The organism is Actinomadura sp. NTSP31 (genome assembly GCF_041951385.1).
GTDB lineage: Bacteria > Actinomycetota > Actinomycetes > Streptosporangiales > Streptosporangiaceae > Spirillospora > Spirillospora napierensis.
In genome coordinates this window covers 32,268-52,886 of the sequence record NZ_JBGNUT010000039.1, presented here as the reverse complement: position 1 = coordinate 52,886, position 20,619 = coordinate 32,268, and the positions used below count along the sequence as shown (strand labels likewise).

General features: G+C 77.0%; 11 protein-coding genes. 3 read left to right on the top strand and 8 right to left on the bottom strand.

The genetic code is table 11. The features are described from left to right. Positions 1-4: 4 nt before the first annotated feature. From ACA514_RS42515 to ACA514_RS42485, 7 genes are all read right to left on the bottom strand, one after another. On the bottom strand, positions 5-919 hold the full coding sequence (locus tag ACA514_RS42515) for a hypothetical protein (RefSeq protein ID WP_375047149.1): 915 nt from the start codon (positions 917-919) through the stop codon (positions 5-7). Continuing rightward, a complete protein-coding gene (locus tag ACA514_RS42510) occupies positions 916-2,139 on the bottom strand; it encodes a glycosyltransferase (protein WP_375047148.1) in 1,224 nt (407 codons plus the stop codon). Before ACA514_RS42510 ends, ACA514_RS42515 begins: the two co-directional genes overlap by 4 nt. Then, positions 2,136-2,960 carry an alpha/beta fold hydrolase gene (locus tag ACA514_RS42505; RefSeq protein WP_375047147.1) on the bottom strand — a complete coding sequence of 275 codons (825 nt, stop codon included), beginning with the start codon at positions 2,958-2,960 and terminating at the stop codon, positions 2,136-2,138. The genes ACA514_RS42510 and ACA514_RS42505 overlap by 4 nt, the downstream gene beginning before the upstream one ends. Then, positions 2,953-3,234 (bottom strand): acyl carrier protein, encoded by a 282-nt coding sequence (locus tag ACA514_RS42500; RefSeq protein WP_375047146.1) that lies wholly within the window; start codon positions 3,232-3,234, stop codon positions 2,953-2,955. The genes ACA514_RS42505 and ACA514_RS42500 overlap by 8 nt, the downstream gene beginning before the upstream one ends. Then, positions 3,231-7,499: a beta-ketoacyl synthase N-terminal-like domain-containing protein gene (locus ACA514_RS42495; RefSeq protein ID WP_375047145.1), complete on the bottom strand. Its 4,269-nt coding sequence runs from the start codon at positions 7,497-7,499 to the stop codon at positions 3,231-3,233. Before ACA514_RS42495 ends, ACA514_RS42500 begins: the two co-directional genes overlap by 4 nt. Further along, complete coding sequence (locus ACA514_RS42490; RefSeq protein ID WP_375047144.1) at positions 7,496-15,016, bottom strand: SDR family NAD(P)-dependent oxidoreductase; 7,521 nt, start codon at positions 15,014-15,016, stop codon at positions 7,496-7,498. Before ACA514_RS42490 ends, ACA514_RS42495 begins: the two co-directional genes overlap by 4 nt. A gap of 214 nt (positions 15,017-15,230) precedes the next feature. After that, on the bottom strand, positions 15,231-16,253 hold the full coding sequence (locus ACA514_RS42485) for an alpha/beta fold hydrolase (protein ID WP_375047143.1): 1,023 nt from the start codon (positions 16,251-16,253) through the stop codon (positions 15,231-15,233). A 328-nt stretch (positions 16,254-16,581) separates the two neighbouring features. Between ACA514_RS42485 and ACA514_RS42480 the strand changes: the two genes are divergently transcribed. The 3 genes from ACA514_RS42480 to ACA514_RS42470 all read left to right on the top strand — a co-directional run bounded on the left by ACA514_RS42480 (position 16,582) and on the right by ACA514_RS42470 (position 19,922). After that, positions 16,582-18,504 (top strand): RelA/SpoT family protein, encoded by a 1,923-nt coding sequence (locus ACA514_RS42480; protein ID WP_375047142.1) that lies wholly within the window; start codon positions 16,582-16,584, stop codon positions 18,502-18,504. A gap of 34 nt (positions 18,505-18,538) precedes the next feature. Continuing rightward, the gene (locus ACA514_RS42475; RefSeq protein WP_375047141.1) at positions 18,539-18,991 is read left to right on the top strand and encodes a universal stress protein; all 453 of its coding nucleotides are present in this window, start codon (positions 18,539-18,541) and stop codon (positions 18,989-18,991) included. Between the two features lie 61 nt (positions 18,992-19,052). After that, positions 19,053-19,922, top strand: a complete 870-nt coding sequence (locus tag ACA514_RS42470) for a hypothetical protein (protein WP_375047140.1) — start codon at positions 19,053-19,055, stop codon at positions 19,920-19,922. Here the strand turns inward: ACA514_RS42470 and ACA514_RS42465 are convergent. After that, complete coding sequence (locus ACA514_RS42465; RefSeq protein ID WP_375047139.1) at positions 19,903-20,535, bottom strand: hypothetical protein; 633 nt, start codon at positions 20,533-20,535, stop codon at positions 19,903-19,905. The two genes, ACA514_RS42470 and ACA514_RS42465, sit on opposite strands and share 20 nt — an antisense overlap. Positions 20,536-20,619: the final 84 nt, after the last annotated feature.

Sequence of the window (20,619 nt, the reverse complement as noted above, 5' to 3'; positions counted from 1 at the left end):
GCTTTTAGAAGTGGATCGCGTTCTGCGCGGTGGCTGAGGGTGCGGGGAGGGCTGTCAGGACGCGGGGCGGGCGCGGCAGGACGGGGGTCAGGCGGGTGGTGAGGGCCTCGCGGACGTCGGGGACGGCCAAGGTGGGGGCCAGGGCGACGATGCAGGCGCCGATCTTGCGGCCGCCGAGGGCGCCGGCGTCGAGCGCGGTTCGGAGGGCGAGGTCGGGCAGCGGGTCGCCGAAGGCGTGGGCGTCGGTGAGGAGGGGCCCGAGGGCGGACGGCCCGGACGCGCGGACGGCGGCGGCGGCGCGGGCGGCGGCACCGGCCGGGGTCGGCAGCGGCGACGAGTGGCGGGCGGCGAGGTCGACGATGAGGATGCGGAGGTCGCACGCGGCCAGGTCGAACGGGACGTGCTCCGTGGTGCCGGGCGCGGTCAGCAGGGCGTGGGCTTCGCGGGCCTGCAAAGACGTCCGGTAGGCGGGGTGCTCGGTGAGCGGGTGCGGGCCGGCGGGCGGGCCGTGCAGGGCGCGCAGGGCCAGGTAGGTGGCGGCGGCGGTCTCGGCGCCGGTGAGGAGCCCGGTCTCGGCGGGGAGCTCCCGGTTGATCACCAGGCGGGCGCCGGGCGCGGGATCGGCGTGGGCGTTCAGGACGGCGACGGCCTCCCGGGCCCAGTGCGGGACGGGGCCCGTGGCCGAGGTGACGCCGTCGGTCTGGTGGTTCACCGAGTAGAGCGACGTGGTGCCGTCGGCGCTCGCCGCGACCGTGACGCCCCAGGGCAGCGCGATGGTGAGGCCGTCCAGGAGCGGCAGGCCGATGGGAGCGCGGTGCACCGCCGCCGGCGGGCGGCCGTGGACGCGTTCGAAGTCGTAGGCCGTCATGCGGACGTCGAGGGACGTGGCGATGCCGCTCACGTCCGGCCCCGCGGTCACGCCAGCTTCTCCAGGCGGTCGGCGGCCCCGGCGGCGCCGCCGGCGGCGGCGAACGACTCCCGGACGGCCTCGGCGGCGGCGCGGTGGGCGTCCCCGTCGAGGACGGCGGTCAATGCGTCGCGGAGTTCGGCCGCGCGGACCCGGCCGAACCGGACCTGCACGCCGGCACCGGCGGCCTCGACCTGCCGGGCGATGACCGGCTGGTCGTCCCGGATCGGCGCGACGACCAGCGGCAGGCCCTGCGCGAGGCTCTCGCAGACGGTGTTGTGCCCGCCGTGGCAGACGACGGCCGACATCCGCTGCAGCAGCCTGAGCTGCGGGACGTGCGCGCGGACGAGGACGTTCGGCGGCGGGTCGGCGACGATCCCGGGCGGCGCGACGAACACGGCCTGGACGTCCAGGTCGCGGACGGCGTCGGCGGCGACCCGGTAGAACCGCTCGCCGGCCGCCCCGTTGAGGGTGCCGAGCGTCACCAGCACGGCGGGCCGCCCGTCCAGCCACTCCCACGGGAACGCGGCGCCGGCCGGCCGGTCGAGCGCGGGGCCGACGAAGGCGAAGTGGTCGGGGAAGACCGAGACGTCCCCGACGAGCGCGCCGGTGGAGAAGATCAGCACGAGGTGGTCGGAGAACCGCAGGTCGAGCAGGTCCTCGATGCCGTGGTCGAGCTGGAAGTCGCCGATCTGCTCGCGCACCCACTCCTCGACCAGCGGCAGCCCGGCGAGCGGCCGGGTGAACTCCGAGGACGTCGTCGCCGACGTCGCCCACGGGATCTCGCGGCGCCGGGCGGCGACCGGCGCGGCCAGCACGATCTGGTCGCTGACCACCACGTCCGGGCGGAACCGGTCGAGCGCGGTCTCGACGCCGGGCATCATCGCGTGGCCGAGCGGGACGATGAAGTCCTCCCACAGGAACCGCAGCGCGGCGGGGCCGCGCAGCCGCAGCCACTCCTCGCGGGCGGCGGCGAGCCGCGCGGCGAACGCGTCGTCCCCCGCGGAGAAGATCCGCGAGCCGGCGCGCAGCAGCGGTTCGAGGGCGGCGCGGTGCCCGGTCCAGGCGACGGTGTGGCCGCGCCGGACGAGCTCGGCGGCGACCGCGACGGTCGGGTTGACGTGCCCGGCGAGCGGCGGGACGGCGAACAGGAACCGCCGCCGGGGCGTCTCGGCGCGCGGGATGCCGGGGGCGCCGAGCAGGGACGGGACCTGGACGCGGCGGCCCTTCACCGGACACCTCCGCCGACGGCCGCGGGGACGCGGGTCCCCGCGTGGTGGGCGAGCCAGGGCAGGACGACCTCCAGGATCTCGGCCGTCCCCTCGCGCAGCGCGGTGTGGCCGTGGCCGGCCATGACGTGCAGGGTGCAGTCGGGGACGGAGTGCAGCAGCAGCCGCCCGGCGGCGGCGACGTCGGAGTGCTGCCCGTACACGGCGAGAACGGGGCAGCGGACGGCGGCCAGGTCGGCGGGTCGGACGGGCTCGATGGCGGCGACGTCCGCCAACAGGGTGGTCCGGTTGACGAGGGCGTCGGCGGTGGCCATCTGCCGCCCGGTCCGGCGCCGCCCGGAGGCCAGCATCTGGTCGGCGAACCGCTCGTACTCCAGGATCAGCGACCACCGCGCCAGCGTGTTGAGCAGGCCCTCGGACCATCCGGGGCCTTCGCCGGGCCCGTGGGCCTCGATCAGCACGAGCCCGGCGACGCGGTCCGGGCGCGCGAGCGCGGCGTTCAGCGCGATGACGCCGCCGAAGCTGTGGGCGACCAGGTGGACGCGGTGGTGGCCGAGCGCGTCGAGGATCGCGAACAGGTCGGCGACGGCATCGGCGGCGCCGTACCCGGACGGGGTCCGCTCCGACCGGCCGTGCCCCCGCAGGTCGTACAGGACGGTGCGGGCGCCGGCGCCGGCGATCGGCAGGGCGAGCGTGGTGTAGAAGCTCGACAGGTTGTCCATGACGAGCCCGTGGACGAACACCACGACGGGCGCGTCCGCGCCGCCGCCGGTTCCCGGGGTCTGGACGTGGAAGCGGACCCCGCGGACGGTGAGGTCAGGCATGGGCCGTCTCCGTGGCGGCGATGTGGTCCACCAGGTCGCCGACCGTCAGGTTCATGATCTCGTCGATGTCCATGCCGGCGATGAACGCGGCCAGGTCGACGCCGTCGCCGTAGTGGTCGCGCAGCTTGTCGGCGAGGGCGACGAACTCGATGCTCTCCAGCCCGAGGTCCTCGTTGAAGGCGGTGTCGCGGCCGATCTCCACGTCGAGCAGGAAGTCCTCCCCCACGACCTCGGCCAGCATCCGGACGACCTGCGTCAGGGCGTCGTCGCTCATGTTCGGCTCTCCTCCGTGTCGGTGCCGCCCGCCGTGACCGTCCAGGCCACGACGTGTCCGTCCAGCTCGCGTGTCTCGACCGTGGTGACCGTCCCGCCGCCGGTGACCAGCAGCCGCTCGGCGCCCGCCGCGGTGACGGCGGGCTCGGGGCGGCCGGCCCCGGCGGGGAGGGCCTGCAGCGCGGCCTGCCCGGCGGCGCGGACGCGGGCGTCCTCGCCGGCGGGGGCCAGGCCGATGCCGGCGGGCTCGCCCGCCGGCCGGACCAGGGCGACGCCCAACTCGGCGTCGCAGGCGATGGACACGGTCAGGTCCTCGCCGAACGGCCCGCTCACTTCGGGACGGTGCGCCGCGCCCCCGGCCCCGCGAGGTCCGTCGCGGACGGTCAGCTCGGCGGGGAACAGGGGTCCGTGGCCGTTGCGCCACAGCCAGTCCCGGACCGCGTCCTTCGCGGCGACGCGCCCGAGCAGCCACGGGCCCTGCGCGAACGAGGGCAGCCGCTCGTACTCGGCGCGTTCGGCCGCGCACAGGTACTGCCGCATGACGAGGTCGCGGGACGCGGCGCCGTCCCAGTGCCGGCGAGCCAGGCACCATCCGCCGTCCTGCGGTTCGCCCATCCCGGAGACCTCGGGGGTGAACCTCATCCGCCACACGGCCTCGTCGGTGAAGAAGCGGTGCGCGGTCCATCCGTCGATGCGCGCCCAGAGGGTTCCGTCTTCGCGGACCATCTCGACGGAGCAGCGCAGTGTGGTGTCCGTAAGCGACTCTGCCCAGATGGTGGTTTCGAGCCGTTCTCCTGCGGACGGCGACGGACCGTGCAGGGCGACGCGTTCGATCCCTACGGGAAAGACGATCTGGTCCTTCTCCCCATACACCTGGATCCAGTGGCCGCACAGCTGCCCCGCGCTGTCGATGAGCGCGCCCGGTGTGGGAAGGGACGTCAGTACGCCGCGCACCCCGTCCTCCGCCAGCGCGGTCACCTCGGTGACGCCGCGGAAGAGCGGGCCGTGGAACATCCAGCGCTCGTCGTAGAGGCGCTCCGCCGTCACCACGGGCGGGCCCTCCCCGGTCAGCGGGGTGCGGTCCGGCGGGGGCGGCGCCGTGTGCCGGTCGGCGAGCAGGACGGTCCCGTCGGCGTGGCCGGGGATCACCACCTTCACCCTGCGCGGCCCGCCCCGGCCGTCGAGGAGGTGCGCGCGGATGTCGGCGGTGGTCGGCGGGGACGCCACGACCCACCGGACGGCGCGGACGTTCTCGAACCCCACCGCGACCGTGTCGGGCAGCAGCTCGCGCGCGGTCGCCGCCATCACCTCCAGCAGCGTCGCCAGCGGGACGATCGGGAACCGGTCCGACATGTCGGGCCAGCCGGCGGGCTGCGGCATGACGCAGTGGTCCGCGAGGTAGGGCATCGCCTCCAGCGAGAACACCCGGGACACCGCCAGCTCGTCCGCGGCACGCCCCGCGGCGGGCGCGGACGCGGGCGCCGGTCCGCCGCCGAGCGCCTCCAGGACCGTCTGCGCCCCGGTCGCCGCGTCGTTGAGCAGCGCCTCCAGCTCGGCCAGCACCGGATCGTCCGACGGCAGCGACGGCACCGGACCGGCACCGGACCGGACCGGCGGCACCGCCCCGCCCAGCCGGACCAGCGGCGTGCCGAGGTCCAGGCGCATGCCCGCCGACGACGGCGGCGCCGGGGACGCCCCGTACCCCTCCGCCCACAGCGCCGCGACGACCCGCCGCAGCTGCGCCATGCCGTCGCGCTTCGGCACGTTCACCGCCATCGCCAGGTGCTCGCGGCCGCCGAGCCGGTCGCCGACGAACCCGGTGAGGCTCCCCGGGCCGACCTGCACGAACACCCGCACGTGCGCCGTCCCGTACAGCTGCTCGATCAGCTCGCTGAACCGCACCGGCTCCAGCAGGTGCCGGACGACCAGCTCCCGCACCGCGTCCTCCCCCGGCGGGAACGGCGCGGCGGTCGTCCCCGACCACACCGGGAAGCGCGGCTCGTGCACCGGCAGCACCTCGAACGAGCGCCGCACCTGCTTCTCGTACGCCTCCGCCAGCGGCGTGTGGAACCCCGTCCGGAACGGCAGCTCCCGGCCCAGGACCCCCTCTTCCGCCAGGCGCCCCAGCACCTCGCGGACGTCCTCGGCCGGGCCGCAGATCACCGACTGGTGCGGGCAGTTGTCGTGGCTGACGAACACGCCGGGCCGCCCCGCGATCGCCTCCTGCGCCCGGTCCGCGCCGCAGCCGAGCGCCCCGTACACCGCGTCCGGGACGTCCGGGCCGTCCGGGTCGAGCGCGCGGACGAACGCCTCCGCGGCACCCGCGTCGTGGACGCCAGCGACGATCATCGCGGTCCACTCGCCGAGGCTGTGCCCGGCCGCGACGTCCGGTTCGACGCCCAGCTCCGCGAGCGCCGCGGCGAGCAGCCGGCCGACCGCCATCACGTCCGCGGCGTGGCCGAACAGGTCGGTGCGGCCGCTCGGCTCCGGCCGCGGCAGCCCGAAGTGCTCGGCGACGTCGTCCACCCGCGGCTCGAACGCCGCCTCGAAGCCCGGGAACAGGAACGCCAGCCGGCCGCCCTCCGCGAGCAGCGGGCGCGGCGTGAACCACACGTCGCTGCGGCCCCGCCACGGCGTCCCCCGCTGGACGACCGCGCGCGCCAGGTCGAGCCTGCGCGCGGTCGGGCCCACGATGGCGAGGCGGCACGGCAGGTCCGGCGGGCTCTCCCCCACCCGCGCGAGCAGCTCCTCGTCGGGCGCCGCGAGCAGCGCCGCCAGCTCGTCGGCCGTCCGGGCGGCCAGCCTGAGCACGCCCTCCTCCGACCGCGGCGCCTCCAGCCTGCGGCGCCTGCGCGTCCGCGCCGGCGGCGGCTCCTCCAGCACCACGTGCGCGTTCGCGCCGCCGAACCCGAACGCGTTCACCACCGCCCGGCGCGGGCCGTCCGCCGGCCGCTCCCACTCGGCGGCCTCCCGGACGATCCGCAACCGGCCGCCGTCCAGCGCCGGATGCGGGTCCTCCACGTGCAGCGTCGGCGGCAGCACCCCGTCGCGCAGCGCGCACGCCGCCTTGATCAGCCCCGCCATCCCGGCCGCCGGCATCGCGTGCCCGATCATCGACTTCACCGTGCCGAGGCCGACCGGCGCGCCGCCCGTCCCGAACACGCGCCGCAGCGTCGCCAGCTCCGCCTCGTCCCCCGCCGGCGTCCCCGCCCCGTGCGCCTCCACCAGGCCCAGCGCGCCCGGCGCCCGCGGATCCAGCCCCGCGTCCCGCCAGGCCCGCTCCACCGCCAGGACCTGCCCCTCCACCAGCGGGCTCAGGAACCCGGCCGCCCGCCCGTCGCTGGACGACCCCGCCCCCACGATCACCGCGTGGATCCGGTCGCCGGCCCGCACCGCGTCCCCCAGCCGCTTCAGCAGCACCATCCCGGTGCCCTCCGCCAGCAGCGTCCCGTCCGCGGCCCGGTCGAACGGCCGGATCGTCTCGCTCGGGCTCAGCGCCCGCAGCTGGCTGAACACGCTCCACACCGTCGCGTGGTGCGCGTGATGGACGGCCCCCGCCAGCATCGCGTCGGCCTGCCCGCCGCGCAGCGCCCGCACCGCGTGCTCCACCGCCAGCAGCGACGACGCGCACGCCGCGTCCAGCGTGTACGCCGGCCCGCGCAGGTCGAACCGGTCCGCGATCCGGGCCGCCGCGAAACTCGGCAGCAGCCCCGCCGGCGCGTCCGGGCCGTCCGGGCCCAGCCGGTCGCGGAACGCCCGCCGGACCTCCTCCAGCCGCTCCGCGCCGAGCTCCGGCACCAGCTCCGCCAGCACCCCCGCCACCTGGTGCGACGTCCGCACCCGCTGGTCGAACCGCGCCACCCCCGGGGTGAGGTAGCCGCCGCGGCCGACCACCACCCCGATCCGGCCGCGGTCCGGCAGCCGGTCGTCGCCGCCCGCGTCCGCGATCGCCTCCGCCGCCGTCCGCAGCGCCAGCAGCTGGTCCGGCTCCATCCCCGGCACCGACGCCGGCGTGATCCCGAACCGGGCCGGGTCGAACGTCGCCAGCTCGTCGACGAACCCGCCGCGCCGGCAGTAGAACCGGTCGCACTCCGGCGCCCGGCCGTAGGCGTCCGGGTCGTAGTACAGCGCCGGATCCCAGCGGCCCGGCGGCACCTCGGAGATCGCGTCGACCCCCGCCAGCACGTTGCGCCACAGCTCCGCCGCCGACCCGGCGCCGGGGAACACCGCCCCCGCGCCCACGATCGCGATCGGCTCCTGCGTCACCGGACCGTCCCGGTGAACACGACCTGCGCCTCGTCGCCGTGCGCGATCTCGCGCAGCAGCGCCGCCACCCCCGCGTCCGGATCGATCAGCCCGACGCCGCGCCGCGCGTACTCGCGGGCCAGCTCCGGCGACACCATCCCGCCGCCCGCCCAGGGCCCCCAGTCCGCCACCAGCACCCGGCCGCGCAGCCGCGTCCGCCACACGTGCGCGAGCGTGTCGCACGCGTCGTTCGCCGCCGCGTAGTCCGCCTGCCCCCGGTTGCCGTGGACGCCCGCGACGCTGCCGAACACGACGAAGAACCCGACGCCGGGCCGCACCGCCGCCGCCAGCGCCGACGCGCCGTCCACCTTCGTCCGGTACACCCGCTCGAACGACTGCGGCTCCTTGTCGCGGACGAGCCGGTCCTCCACGATCCCCGCGCCGTGCACCACCCCGTCCAGCCGGCCGTGCCGCATGTACACCCGCTCCACGACGTCCCGCACCACGCGCGGCTCCCGCACGTCGCCCGCGTGGTACCGGACCGACGCCGCGTGCTCCTTCAGCGCGTCCAGGTTCGCGCGGATCTCCCGCTCCGCGAGGATCCGCCGCACCGTCGCCTCGATCTCCGCGGGCTTCCGCCCGCCCTGCGCGACCAGCGCCCGCCGCAGCCCGGCCTCGTCGGGGACGTCCGGGAACGACTGCGGCCCCACCGGCTCCAGCGTCCGCCCCATCACCTCGATGTGGCAGCCCGTCGTGCGCGCCAGCTCCAGCGCCGTCCGCGCGGTGACGCCCCGCGCGCCCCCGGTCAGCAGGACGACCCCGTCCGGCTCCAGCGGCACCCGCGCCTCGCCCCGCAGCTCCGCCGGCACCAGCCGCGTCGTGCGCCGCAGCTCGCCCTCGTGCCCGACCGCCACCGGGCCGCGGGCGTCCAGCAGCTCCGCCATGATCCGCAGCGCGATGGCCCGCGGCGTGTCCTTGGTGTCCACGTCGACCGCCCTGACCAGCGTCTCCGGGTATTCCTGCGCGACCGTCGCGGCCAGGCCCCGCAGCCCCGCGCCCGGCCCGGGATCCCCGATCCCGCCGCCCTCGAACGCCCGGCCGAACGTGCCCCCGGCCCCGCTCGCCAGGACCAGCCACCGCAGCCCGCCCAGCAGCGCCTGCCGGATCCCGGCGTAGGCGTCCGGCAGCACCGCCGTCGCCCCCGGCCGCAGCGCCGCCAGATGCACCAGCCCGTCGCACTCCCCGTCCACGTCCAGCGGCGTCCGCACCCGCGCGCCGTACCGCTCCAGCAGGTCGGCCAGCTCCAGCGCGACACCGCACCCGTCGTCCACGACCACGAACGTCCGCCCATCGAACGCCGTGCCGGTGTCCGCCGGGACGGGCAGCGCCTCCAGGTCGGCCGTCCGCACCACCTGCCGGACGACCCGCCGGGCCCGCTCCCCCGACGGCCGGACCCGCCCGGCCAGCACCCTGCGCGCCCCCACCGGCTCCTTCTCCGCGGGCGTCCCGCCGCGGCGCTCGGCGGGCATGACATCCGCCTCGTCCCCGCCGAGCGCCGCGGCCCCGTCCCCGGTGAGCCGCACGACCTCCACGGCCGCCGACTTCGGCGCCGTCTCGGGCCGCCCGCCTCCACGCGCGTCCGCCTCCGCGGCGGCTCGGGGCTCCTCCCCCGGCTCACCGGAACAGGGCATCCGCGTCACTTCACGCGGCGCCTCCTGCCCAGCGGACACGACCGCCTCGCCGTCCTCCTCCGGCCCGCCAGGGCCAGGCGTCGCCAGTTCGCGCGAATCGTGCCCAGCGGACACGGTCTCCTCGCCGTCCGCCGCTCCCGCTTCCTCTTCGACGGGCCTTGCCGCCGGCACGTCGGGCCGCCCGCCGTCGGTCTCGCCGGACAGGTCTTCAGCCGGTTCGGACGCACCGGCGCCACGCAGCGAGCAGGTCTCCGCCATCGGTTCGCGCGTGCCGGCGGACGCGTCGTCCCCGCCGTCCGACACGGTCTCCTTGGTCGCCACCGTGGACGCACCCGCCCGGTCCGCCGGGGCGCTCTCCGGCCGGGGCATCTCAGGAAGTGGTGCGTCGGCGGGCGGGGCCGGGTCGCTCTCGGTGGACGCGGAGGACGCCGGTTCGGGCGCGTCCGCCGCCTGGCCGCCGCGGCGCCTCTCCGGGGAGGGGCCGCCGGAGAGGGCGGACGTGCCCACGTGGGCGGACGGGCCCGGACGCGACGGGGCCTGCGGCGGGACGTGCGGCCGTTGCGGCCCCGAGTACAGGCCGGGGGTCTCGGCGGACGGCAGGCGGGTGCGCAGCCAGTCGACGATCCCGCCGATGGTGGTGATCCGGGTGAGCTGCTCGATGACGGCGTCGTCGGGGGCGGTGAGGCCGACGCGCTCGGTGACCTCGCCGATGATGACGGTGCGTTTGATGGAGTCGATGGAAAGGTCCGCCTCGAGATCGAGGCCGGCGTCCAGCATGGACTCGGGGTAGCCGGTGCGGGCGCTGATCACCGCGAGGACGGTGGCGTGGACGTCGCGCGGCGGTTCGGCGGCGGCCGGCAGCTCGGGGATGGTCTCGCCCGGAAGGACGGGACGCGGCGCCGGAACGGGCGCCGGTACGGCGGGCCCGGACCGGGCGGCGGGGTCCGCGCCGAGGTGGCGGAGGATGACCTCGCGCTGCGCGGCGATCAGTTCGCGGCCGGCCCGCAGGTACTCCAGGACGGCGGCGTCGGAGCCGGGCGGGCGGGTGAACGCGGCGATGCGTTCGGCGGGGCGGAGCGCGCCCGCCGGGTAGCCGCCGTCGGCGGTGCGGACGAGATGGCCGTTGACGATCCAGCCGGGCGCGGCGGTCGGCGCGCCGTCCAGGACGCGGGCGTCGCGCCCGGCGAACAGGGGCTGCGGGTCGACGGGAACGCCGACCGCGGCGAGTTCGGCGAGGGCGTGCAGGAGACGTTCGACGGAGCCGCCGCCGGGGGCGTCGCAGGCGACGGCGGTGTGCGGCCGGTCGCCGAGGATGCGCCCGACGAGGCCGGTGAGGACGCGTCCGGGCCCGGCCTCGACGAAGGTGCGGGCGCCGGCGTCGTACATCGCCTCGATCTGCTCGACGAACCGGACGGGCGCGGCGATCTGCCCGGCGAGGGTGGCGGCGAGGTCGGCGGGGTCGCTGTCGTAGGGGGCGGCGGTGGTGTTGGACCAGACGGGGAAGGCGGGCGAGCGCAGGTCGCGGCCGGTGAGGGCGGTGCGGAGGGTGCCGGACGCGGCGGCGACGAGCGGGCTGTGGAACGCGCAGGCGACCGGGATGCGCTCGGCGGCGAGGCCGCGGTCGGCCAGGGCGGCGAGCGCGCGGGCGAGCCCGTCGCCGGTGCCGGAGACGACGACCTGGTCGGGTGCGTTGTGGTTGGCGACGACGATCTCCGAGACGCCGGAGACGGCCTCCCTGACCTGCCGCAGCGACGCGCTGACGGCGGCCATCGCGCCGGGGTCGGCGCCCGCCGCGGCGAGGATGGCCTCGGCGCGCGCGGCGCTGAGCTCGATCATGTCGGTGTCGTCGAAGACCCCGGCGGCGCACAGCGCGACGAGCTCGCCGTAGCTGTGCCCGGCGGCGAGGTCGGGGTGGACGCCGACGGCGGTGAGCAGGCGGTGGACGGCCAGCCCGGCGATGCCGAGGGCGGGCTGCGCGACGCGGGTGTCGGTGAGCGCGTCGCGGTGGCGGCGGGCGTCGTCGGGGCCGAACGCGGCGGGCGGGAACATCGCGGGCGCGTAGCGTCCGCCGGCGAGGCGCAGCAGCCGCTGCAGGCGCGGGAAGGCGACGAACAGGCCGGCGAGCATGCCGGGCCGCTGGCTGCCCTGGCCGGGGAACAGGAACGCGACCTGCCCGGGGTCGGCGGACCGGCGGACGTGCACGCCGGGCGCCGGCCGGAACTCGGCCGCGGCGGCGAGCTTGCCGCGCAGGTCGTCCGGGCCGGTGGCGACGACGGCGACCTGGACGCGGCCCTCGGCGGACGCGCAGGTCCGGGCGAGGTCGCGCAGCCGGGCGGACGGGAGGTCCAGCAGCCGGCGGAGCCGCGCGATCTCGGTGCGGGCGGCGGCGCGGTCGGCGCCGCGGATCAGGAACAGCTCGGCGGGCCATTCGGCGAGGCCGGACACCGGTTCGGGGCCGCCGTCGTAACCGGCGAGGACGGCGTGGAAGTTGGCGCCGCCGAACCCGAAGCCGCTGACGCCGGCGTACCGGTCGCCGGGCCGCGCGGCCCAGGGCCGCGCGCCGCCGCCGAACGCGAACGGCCCGTCCGGCTTCCATTCGGCGTTCGGGCCGGTGAGGTGCAGGGTGCCGGGCAGGACGCCGGTGTGCAGGGCGTACGCGGTCTTGATCAGGCCGGCCAGCCCGGCGGCGCACTTGGTGTGCCCGATCTGCGACTTGACGGAGCCGAGCGTGACGGAGCCGGGCGCGGCGGCGGCGAACGCGGCGGAGAGGGTGGCGAGCTCGGTGCGGTCGCCGACCTCGGTGCCGGTGCCGTGCGCTTCGACGAGCCCGACGTCGGACGGGCGGACGCCGGCGCGCTCGTAGGCGCGGTCGAGGGCGAGCCGCTGCCCTTCGGCGCGCGGCGCGGTGAGGCCGAGGGAGCGTCCGTCGCTGGACCCGGCGACGGACTTGACGACGGCGTAGACGCGGTCGCCGTCGCGTTCGGCGTCGGCGAGCCGCTTGAGCACGACGCAGGCGACGCCCTCGCCGAGCGCGATGCCGTCGGCGGCGGCGTCGAACGGGGCGCAGCGGCCGGACGGCGACAGCGCGCGGACGGCCGAGAACATCAGGTAGTCCTGGACGCCGTTGTGCACGTCGGCGCCGCCGCACAGCACCATGTCGCTGCCGCCGGTCGCGAGGTCCTTGCACGCGGCGTCGAGGGCGGCGAGGGACGCGGCGCAGGCGGCGTCGACGGTGTAGTTGGCGCCGCCGAGGTCGAGCCGGTTGGCGATGCGCCCGGCGATGACGTTGGTGAGGACGCCGGGGAAGGAGTCCTCGGTGGGGGCGGGGAGCTGCTCGTCCAGGCCGGGCGGGACCTCGCCGAGGTAGGACGGCAGGGTGGCGCGCAGGCCGTAGGCGGTGGCGAGCTCGTTGCCGCCCTCGGCGCCGAAGAACACCGAGGTGCGGGACCGGTCGAAGGGCCGGTCGGCGTAGCCGGCGTCCTTCAGCGCGCGGGCCGCGACGTCCAGCGCGAGGAGCTGGACCGGTTCGATGCTGCCGAGGGCGCTGGGCGGGATGCCGTAGGCGAGCGCGTCGAACGGGACGTCCGGCAGGAACCCGCCCCATTTCGACCGGGCCTTCCCGGGCCCGGACGGGTCGTAGTGGACGGCCGGGTCCCAGCGTTCGGCGGGCACCTCGGTGACGGAGTCGACGCCGCCGACGATGTTCGCCCAGTAGGCGTCGGCGTCGCGGGCGCCGGGGAACACGCAGCCGATGCCGATGATCGCGATGTCGGCGGGCCGGGCGGCCGCGGGCGCGGCGGACCGGTCTCCGGCGATGCCGAGTTCGGCGGCGCGCGCGGCGAGCAGTTCCCCGGCTCCGGTGGTGACCTGCTCGTGCAGGTCGGTGACGGTGGTCGTGGCGGAGCGCAGCGCCGCGACGTCCCCGATCATGTAGAGCCCTTCGGCGCGCTGCTCGTCGGGGCCGACCGGGGTGGAGCGGCGCAGGCCCTTGCTGGCGATGCGCAGCCGGCCGAGGTTGAGGCGTTCGAGCTGCCGCCACATGTCCTGGCGGGGCGTCCCGGCCGCCTCCAGTTCGCGGCGCGTCTCGGCGAACTGCTCGACGTAGGGGGTGCGGGCGCAGCGGGTCGCGTGGCCGGGCGAGGTCTCCAGCAGCGCCGTCGCCTCGCACTCCAGGGCGGCCTTCTGGAAGCCGGGCAGGATCGCGCCCGCCGCGACGGCCTCGGCGGTGAACAGGTAGGCGGTGCCCATCAGGACGCGGACGTCGGCGCCGCGCTCGGCCAGCGGCCCGGCCAGCGCGGCGACCATCGCGGCGGACCGCGCGTCGTGGATCCCGCCGGCGAACATCACCGACAGGCCGGCGGGGTCGCCGCCGAACGCCATGAGCCGCTCGACCTGCGCCTCCCACAGCGGGAAGCTCGCGCGCGGGCCGACGTGCCCGCCGCACTCGCGCCCCTCGAACACGAACTTGCGGGCGCCCTCGGCGAGGAACCGCTCCAGCAGTTCGGGCGACGGGACGTGCAGGTACGCGCTGATCCCGGCGGCCTCCAGGGACGCGGCCTGCGCCGGGCGCCCGCCGGAGACGATCGCGTACGGGGGCGCGGCCTCCCGGACGGCGGCGAGCTGCGCCTCCCGGACCTCCGGCGGCGCGAACCCCAGCAGGCCGACGCCCCACGCGCGGCCGGCGAGCCGGTCGGCGGTCTCGCGCAGCAGTGTCCGCACCCGGTCGCCGTCCATCAGGGCGAGCGCCAGGAACGGAAGCGCCCCTTCCTGCGCGACCGCCGCGGCGAACGCCGAACGGTCGCTGACCTGCGTCATTGGACCCTGCACGACCGGGTACTCGGGGCCGTCCGGGGTCTGCCGGGGCGCCAGCGGCGCGGCCTGCACCGCGGCCCGCAGATGCTCGCCGATCCCCTCCCGGACCGCCTGGACGACACCGCCGGCGGTGCGGTGCCGGGCGGCCAGCGCCGCGGCGAGCGGGGCGTCCTGCCCGGCCGGCAGCAGCCGCGACCGCAGCCCGGTCGCGCCGAGGCGGGCGCTGACCTCCGCCGGCGTGAGGTCGGCGAGGGCGATGTCCGGCAGGTCGGGGCGCGTGTAGACGCGGTGGCCGTGCACGACGCGGGTCTCCGAGCCGTCCATCGCGGTGAGCGCCGCGGCCACGTCGGCGGGCAGGTCCATCTCCCGGACGAGCGCGAGCTGCACGTCCAGCACCACGCCCGCCGCTCCCCCGGCGACCGCCGCGGCGGCGGTGCGCGGGCCGATGCCGCCGGCCGCGAGGACCGGGACGTCGACGCGCTCGTCGGCGAGCAGGCGTTGCAGCAGCACGAACGTCGTCAGGTCGCCGACCCGGCCGCCCGCCTCGCCGCCCCGGGCGATGAGCGCGGTCCCGCGCGTCCCGGCGAAGCCGCCGGCGACCAGCAGCACCGCGGCGGCCTCGTCGGCGTCGACGACCTCGACCAGCAGCCGGCGCCCGCGCGCGAACCCGGCGATGTCCAGCGAGTCGTCCGAGCGCAGCGCCGGCGCGTCGAACACCACGGTGTCCACGGCGTCCGGCAGCTCCTGCGGGCGGACCCGGCAGCCCGCCGGGACGCGCACCCCGAACCGGCCCGCCCACCAGCGGCGCACGTCGGCGAGCGCGGCCAGCGCCGGCTCCCGGTCGGTGCCGAGGTCCAGCACGCCGTGCCCGCCGGCCCGCGCGACGGCGACCGCGAGCTGGGGCGCGGGGCGGCCGAACGGGGTGACCCCGACGATCTCCGTCCGCGGCGCCCGCGCGGGCGCCCGCCGCTCCGGCCCGTCCTGGACGGCCCGTGCCTCGCCCCCGTCCGCCGCCATGCCCCTGTCCGCGGCCATGCACTGCCCCCCGACGCCCTCCCGCGCGGCCCGACCCGGTGGCCGCGCGGCTGGTGACCCTCGCTCTCGACAACGGTGCGCAACACTACGGTCAGCGACCGACGGAACACGGAGACGACACACCCGGGGACGCCCTGATGGCCCTACCGCAAAGGACTTTCGAACCTTCCTTGGCCTGCGGAAGACCCGCCGGGCGAACGACCGGGCGGTCAGGTCAGACGGTCGCCGCGGGGGCGCGGCGCTGCCGGCGGATGCCGTGCCGGACGGTGCCCTCGTCCAGCCAGCGGTCCAGGTGCGCCCAGGTGGTCGCCCGCGCGGACCGTCCGGTCAGCACGTCGAGGTGGCCGCCGGACACGACCTCGAAGCGCACCTTCGGCGCCGCCGGCAGCAGCCGGATCAGCGGCAGGACGGAGCGGACCGGCGCGACGCCGTCGCCGCGTCCCGCGATGGCCAGCACCGGCACCCGGACCCGCCGCAGGTCCACCCGCCGGCCGTCGACGTCCACGGCGCCGGCGGTCAGCGCGCCGTCCCGGAAAAGGGCGCGGCGAATGTGCCGCGCGGTGCGCCCGGGAAAACCGGCCATCGCCGCGGTGAATTGATCGACGGCCTCGATCTGGGCGAGGAGATCGGCATTGTCGAGATGGGCGAGCGTCCGATACGGGCGGAGCAGCCGCTCCTCGATTCGCGCCGCCGGGCGCGGCACCGGCAGGCGGACCGGGCGCCGCGCCGCGCGGGCGTCGACGGGCGCCGCGACGGCGGCGACCGAGGCGATCGGCAGGCCCGGGTCGTCGGCGGCGGCCAGCAGCGCCACGACCCCGCCGAGGCACCAGCCGACGAGCTGGACGGGCTGCCCGCCCGCGTCCCGGCTGACCGTCCGGATCGCCTCCGGGAGCACCTCGCGGACCCATTCGCGCAGGCCGGCTTCCTGCTCAGCGGACTCGGGGCCGCGATCGAGCAGGTAGCCGATCCGCCCGGCACGCACCACGTGCTCGGCGAGGCTGCACCCGCGGCGCAGGTCGTAGCAGCGGGCCGGGACGGCCGGCGGCGGCACGAACAGCACCGGCGGCCCCGCGGGCACCACCCCCTCCGGCGGGCGGTACCGCCGTACCGCGCGGGCCGCCCCACCGCCCTCCACCGGATCGGCCGGCATCGGGCGCAGATCGGCGAGATGGCCGTGTCGCGCGAGCTGGACGGCATTCGCCGCGGCGGTTCGCACGCCTCGCGGGGAGAGGATCATTTTGCCATTATCCATCCGCATTGACAGAACGCGGCGCGAGCACATTGACCAAAGACGGCCCAGCGCCCTTGCGAGCATTAATACACTGGTCAGCGCATCCGGAAAATCTCCGGCCCGTGAAGCGCGTGTTAATTCGTCTTGACAGCGCGCCGCGGCGGGTCCGTAATGGGCGTGCGGGCCGGGCCGGCGATGGCGCGCTCCAGCGGCCGTCCGGCGGCACCGGCCCGGCGCGAACGCCCCGGTCTCGCGCCGTCGCCGCGACATCGCGCATAATGTCGGTCACAGCCAGTAGCAGCGGCGCTACAGGGGCAGGCGGCAGGTGGGCGTGATGACGACCCTCGATCCGGCGAACTCCACAGGCGCGGGCGCCACGGGCACGGCCGCCGCGGGCGCGGCCGTCCCCGCGGCCGCGCGGGCGGGCGAGGCCGTGCTTCCCGAAGGGGCCGTGCTTCCCGACGGCCGCGTCCGCGTGCCGCCGCGCGGGCGGCTCGGGTTCCCGGCGCGCGGCCGGCCCCGGGCGGCGCCGCTCCCCGGCGCGCCGGAGCGGGCGCCGCGCGGCCCGATCCGGCTGCCGCTGCGCCGCTCCCGTCCCGCCGCCGGCGATCCCGTGCTCCCCGCCGTCGCGCCGCTGCTCGCCGTCCACCGGGCCGCGTGCCCCGGCGGCGACGAGGCGGAGCTGCTGCGCGGCTACGAGGTCGCCGAGCGGCTGCACCGCGGGCAGCTGCGCAAGTCGGGCGCGCCCTACATCACCCACCCGCTGGCCGTCGCGATGATCCTCGCGGGGATGGGGATGGACACCACCACCCTCGTCGCCGCGCTCCTGCACGACACCGTCGAGGACACCCACTACACCCTCGGCGAGCTCCGCGCCGACTTCGGCGAGGAGATCGCGGTCCTGGTCGACGGCGTGACGAAGCTGGACGGCAGCCGGTGGGGCGACCGCGCCGAGGCCGAGACGTTCCGCAAGATCGTCCTCGCCGCGGCGGCCGACCTGCGGGTGCTGGTCATCAAGCTGTCCGACCGGCTGCACAACCTGCGCACGCTGCGCTACCGGCCGGCGCACAAGCGCGCCCCGTACGCCAAGGCGTCCCAGGAGCTGCTCGTCCCGTTCGCCGAGCGGCTCGGCATCCACGTGCTGAAGCGCGAGATGGACGACCTGGCGTTCGCCGCCCGCTCCCCCGAGGCGCACGCCGCGACCGGCCGCGCCGTCCGGACGGCGCTGCGGCGGGCCGGCGCGGCGTTCGCGCCCGCGATCGCCCGGATCCGCGCCGCGCTCACCGAGCACGGCGTCCGCGCGCAGGTGCGGATCCGGCCGTCGCACCTGTACGCGGTGCACGTGTCGTCCGGCGGCGACCTGGCCGGGCTGCGGCCCTGCGAGGCGGCCCGCCTCCTGCTGCTGGTCGACGGCTCGGAACAGGACTGCTACATCGCGCTCGGCGCGGTCCACGCCGCGCTGCACCCGGTCCCCGGGCAGGTCCGCGACTACATCGCGGTGCCGAAGGACAACATGTACCGGTCGCTGCACACCCGGGTGATCAGCCCGGACGGCGACCCGTTCGAGGTGATCGTGCGGAGCGAGGCGATGCACCCGGTCGCCGAGTACGGCATCGTCGCGCACATCCGGCGGGCCCGCGACGACGACGCCGCCACCGCCGACGCGGTGGCCGGCCGCCGCGACCTGGCGTGGCTCAGCCGGCTGCTGGCCTGGCAGTCCAACGCGCCGTCCGCCGACTTCCTGGACGGCCTGCGCGCCGACCTCGCCGCCGGGCACGTCGCCGCGTTCACCCCGGACGGCCAGGCGGTGCCGCTGCCGGCGGGCGCGACCGCGCTCGACTTCGCCTACACGCTGGACCCCGGCACCGGCGACCGCTGCATCGGCGCCGTCGTCAACGGGCGGCTCGCACCGATGTCGGTTCAGGTCCGCAGCGGCAACGTGGTGGAGGTGCTCACCGACCCGGCCGGCTCCCCGTCCGAGGACTGGCTCGACTTCGCGGTGACCGTCCCGGCGCGCATGCACATCCGGCGCGGCCTGGCGCTGCGGCGCGCGGAGGAGGCCGCGGAGGCCGGGCGCCGCAGCCTCGTCCGGGCGCTGGCCCAGCGGCGGATCGACCTGCTCGCCGCGGAGGCGCGCGGCGACTCGCTGGCCGTCGCCCGCGATCTCGGCTACGGCGAGATCGACCAGATGTACGGGGCGCTCGCGGCGGGCGCGCTCGGGCTGGACGATCTGGTGGCCCGCTTCAGCCGACCCTGACATTCCCGACTACCCTGGTCGGCGTGATGATCAGATGACGGGCGAGGGACCGTTCGAGTACGGCGTGGACGGGCCGAAGGTGATCGTGGCCGGCATCGACGGGTCGGAGACCTCGCTGCACGCGGGCGCGTACGCCTGGGGCCTGGCGCGCCGCGGCGGGGCCCGGCTGGTGCTCGTGCACGTGGCGCCGATCGCGGCGCTGTCCACGCTCACCGCCGGCGGCGCCGCGGTCATGCGGGAGGCGGGCGAGGCCGTCGCCGAGGACCTGCGCCGCGAGCTGGAACGCGCCGCCGCGCGCGACGAGGTCCCCTACGAGTTCGTGACCGAGCAGGGCGACCCGTTCACGGTGATCTCCCGCCTCGCCGACGAGAACCGCGCGGACGCGGTGGTCGTCGGCGCGTCCACGAAGGCCGGGCACCGGCTGATCGGGTCCGTCGCGGTCCGGCTGGTCCGCACCGGCCGCTGGCCGGTCACCGTCGTCCCGTGACCCTCCCGCGGTCGGCGGCGCGGGGGGCAGGTTGGACGACGGCGGCGGGGGAAGTGGTCGGGTGAACCGTGCGGAGGACGAGGCGGGGGCGACGATGTCGGAGCCTTATCTGACGGAGGTCGGCTGGGCCGGGTCCGTGCTCCGGGTCGCCGGCGCGGCCGGCCGCGACGGCGACCTGCCCGCGGTCCCGCAGATGGAGCTGCTGCTGCGCGAGCGCGACGGCGGCGGCGTGCTGCGGATCCCCGCGTCCGTCACGGCGGAGGACGGCCTGATCACCTTCGAGGCGCTGGTGGACGTCGCGGCCGTCGAGCACGGCGAGCCGCTGCCGGGCGGGCTCTGGGACGTCGACCTCGCCATCGGCGCGCCGCCGGAGGGGCGGGTCGTCACGCTCGGGCCCGAGCGCGCGCCCGGCCTCGACACCTCGCCGCAGCGCCGCTTCCTGCCCGGCGCGGTCACCGTCGCCGCCTACTTCGGGGCGCGCGGCACGCTGTCCATCGACGTCGGCGGGCGCTCGCACGTCGCCGGCACGACCGCCGCGGACGCGATCGCCTGGGACGAGCGGCGCGCGGAGGTCGTCATCACCGGGCACATCGACCGGCGCTGGATCAGCATGCCGATCTCCGCGACGCTGGTCCTCACCGAGCGGCGCACCCGCAGGACCTTCGAGGTCATCGCCGCGCTGGAGGAGTCGGACGACCGGCTCGGCTACCGGGCCGTGCTGCCGGTCACCCGGGCGTACGTCGACGACCCGCTGCCGCGCGGCAGCTGGGACGTCTCGCTCTGCCTCGGCTTTTCCGGCATGCACCGCGAGCTGCCCGTCCTCGCCCCGGACGAGCCGGTCGACGTGCAGGTGTGGCGGCGGCTCCGGCACGTGCGCGTCGCGTCCTCGTCCGCGCCGGACCCGCTGGCCATCACGGTCGGCCGCGCCTGAACGGCCGCTCCGGCCAGAACGGCCGCGACGCGGCGGCCACCACCCCCGCCAGCAGCACCACCACCGACGTCCCGCCGACCAGGTTGACGCACGCGGTCGCGACCGCCGCGTCGAACGGCCCGTGCAGCAGCAGCGGCAGGATCGTCAGCAGCACGACCCCGAACCCGCCGATCCACGCGAACGCCCGGACCGGGCGCGCCGCCGTGGCCAGCAGCAGGTGCATCAGCGCGGTCGCCTGGATCGTCCCGGCCATCGCGCACAGCGCGTAGCTCGTCGCCGCCGGGCCCGCCGCGGTGCGCCCGCCCGCGAACACCGGCACCTCCAGGCCGAAGAGGCCGCGCAGCCCCATCACCGCCGCGAACGCCATGCCCGCCGCGGCCAGCGACGCCGCCGTCCCCGCCCACCACAGCGGGCGCAGCGGCAGCGCCGACCCCGCCGAGATCTCCTCGTGCAGGGCGACGAACTCCTGGTACCTCCTCGCCGGAGCCTCCACCCGGCGCCGCCGCGCCGTGGAGGGACACCGGAACGACCGCTCGTAGGGCCGTGGCGCAGGACGGCCGGCGTGCCTGCCGGGCAGGCCGCCGGGGTACCGCCCGAACGGCGTATCGGGCATGTTCCCTCCCCCCGGTGCGAACGATGTAGGTGCTACCCGGCACCGATAGGGGGAACTCTCGCAAGCACAACAATTTGCAGATGT

Coding starts and splice junctions, on each gene's coding strand:
- ACA514_RS42505 (WP_375047147.1), bottom strand. CDS start 2,960: ATGCCTGACCTCACCGTCCGCGGGGTCCGCTTCCACGTCCAGACCCCG.
- ACA514_RS42500 (WP_375047146.1), bottom strand. CDS start 3,234: ATGAGCGACGACGCCCTGACGCAGGTCGTCCGGATGCTGGCCGAGGTC.
- ACA514_RS42490 (WP_375047144.1), bottom strand. CDS start 15,016: ATGGCCGCGGACAGGGGCATGGCGGCGGACGGGGGCGAGGCACGGGCC.
- ACA514_RS42475 (WP_375047141.1), top strand. CDS start 18,539: ATGACGGGCGAGGGACCGTTCGAGTACGGCGTGGACGGGCCGAAGGTG.
- ACA514_RS42465 (WP_375047139.1), bottom strand. CDS start 20,535: ATGCCCGATACGCCGTTCGGGCGGTACCCCGGCGGCCTGCCCGGCAGG.
- ACA514_RS42485 (WP_375047143.1), bottom strand. CDS start 16,253: ATGATCCTCTCCCCGCGAGGCGTGCGAACCGCCGCGGCGAATGCCGTC.
- ACA514_RS42480 (WP_375047142.1), top strand. CDS start 16,582: ATGACGACCCTCGATCCGGCGAACTCCACAGGCGCGGGCGCCACGGGC.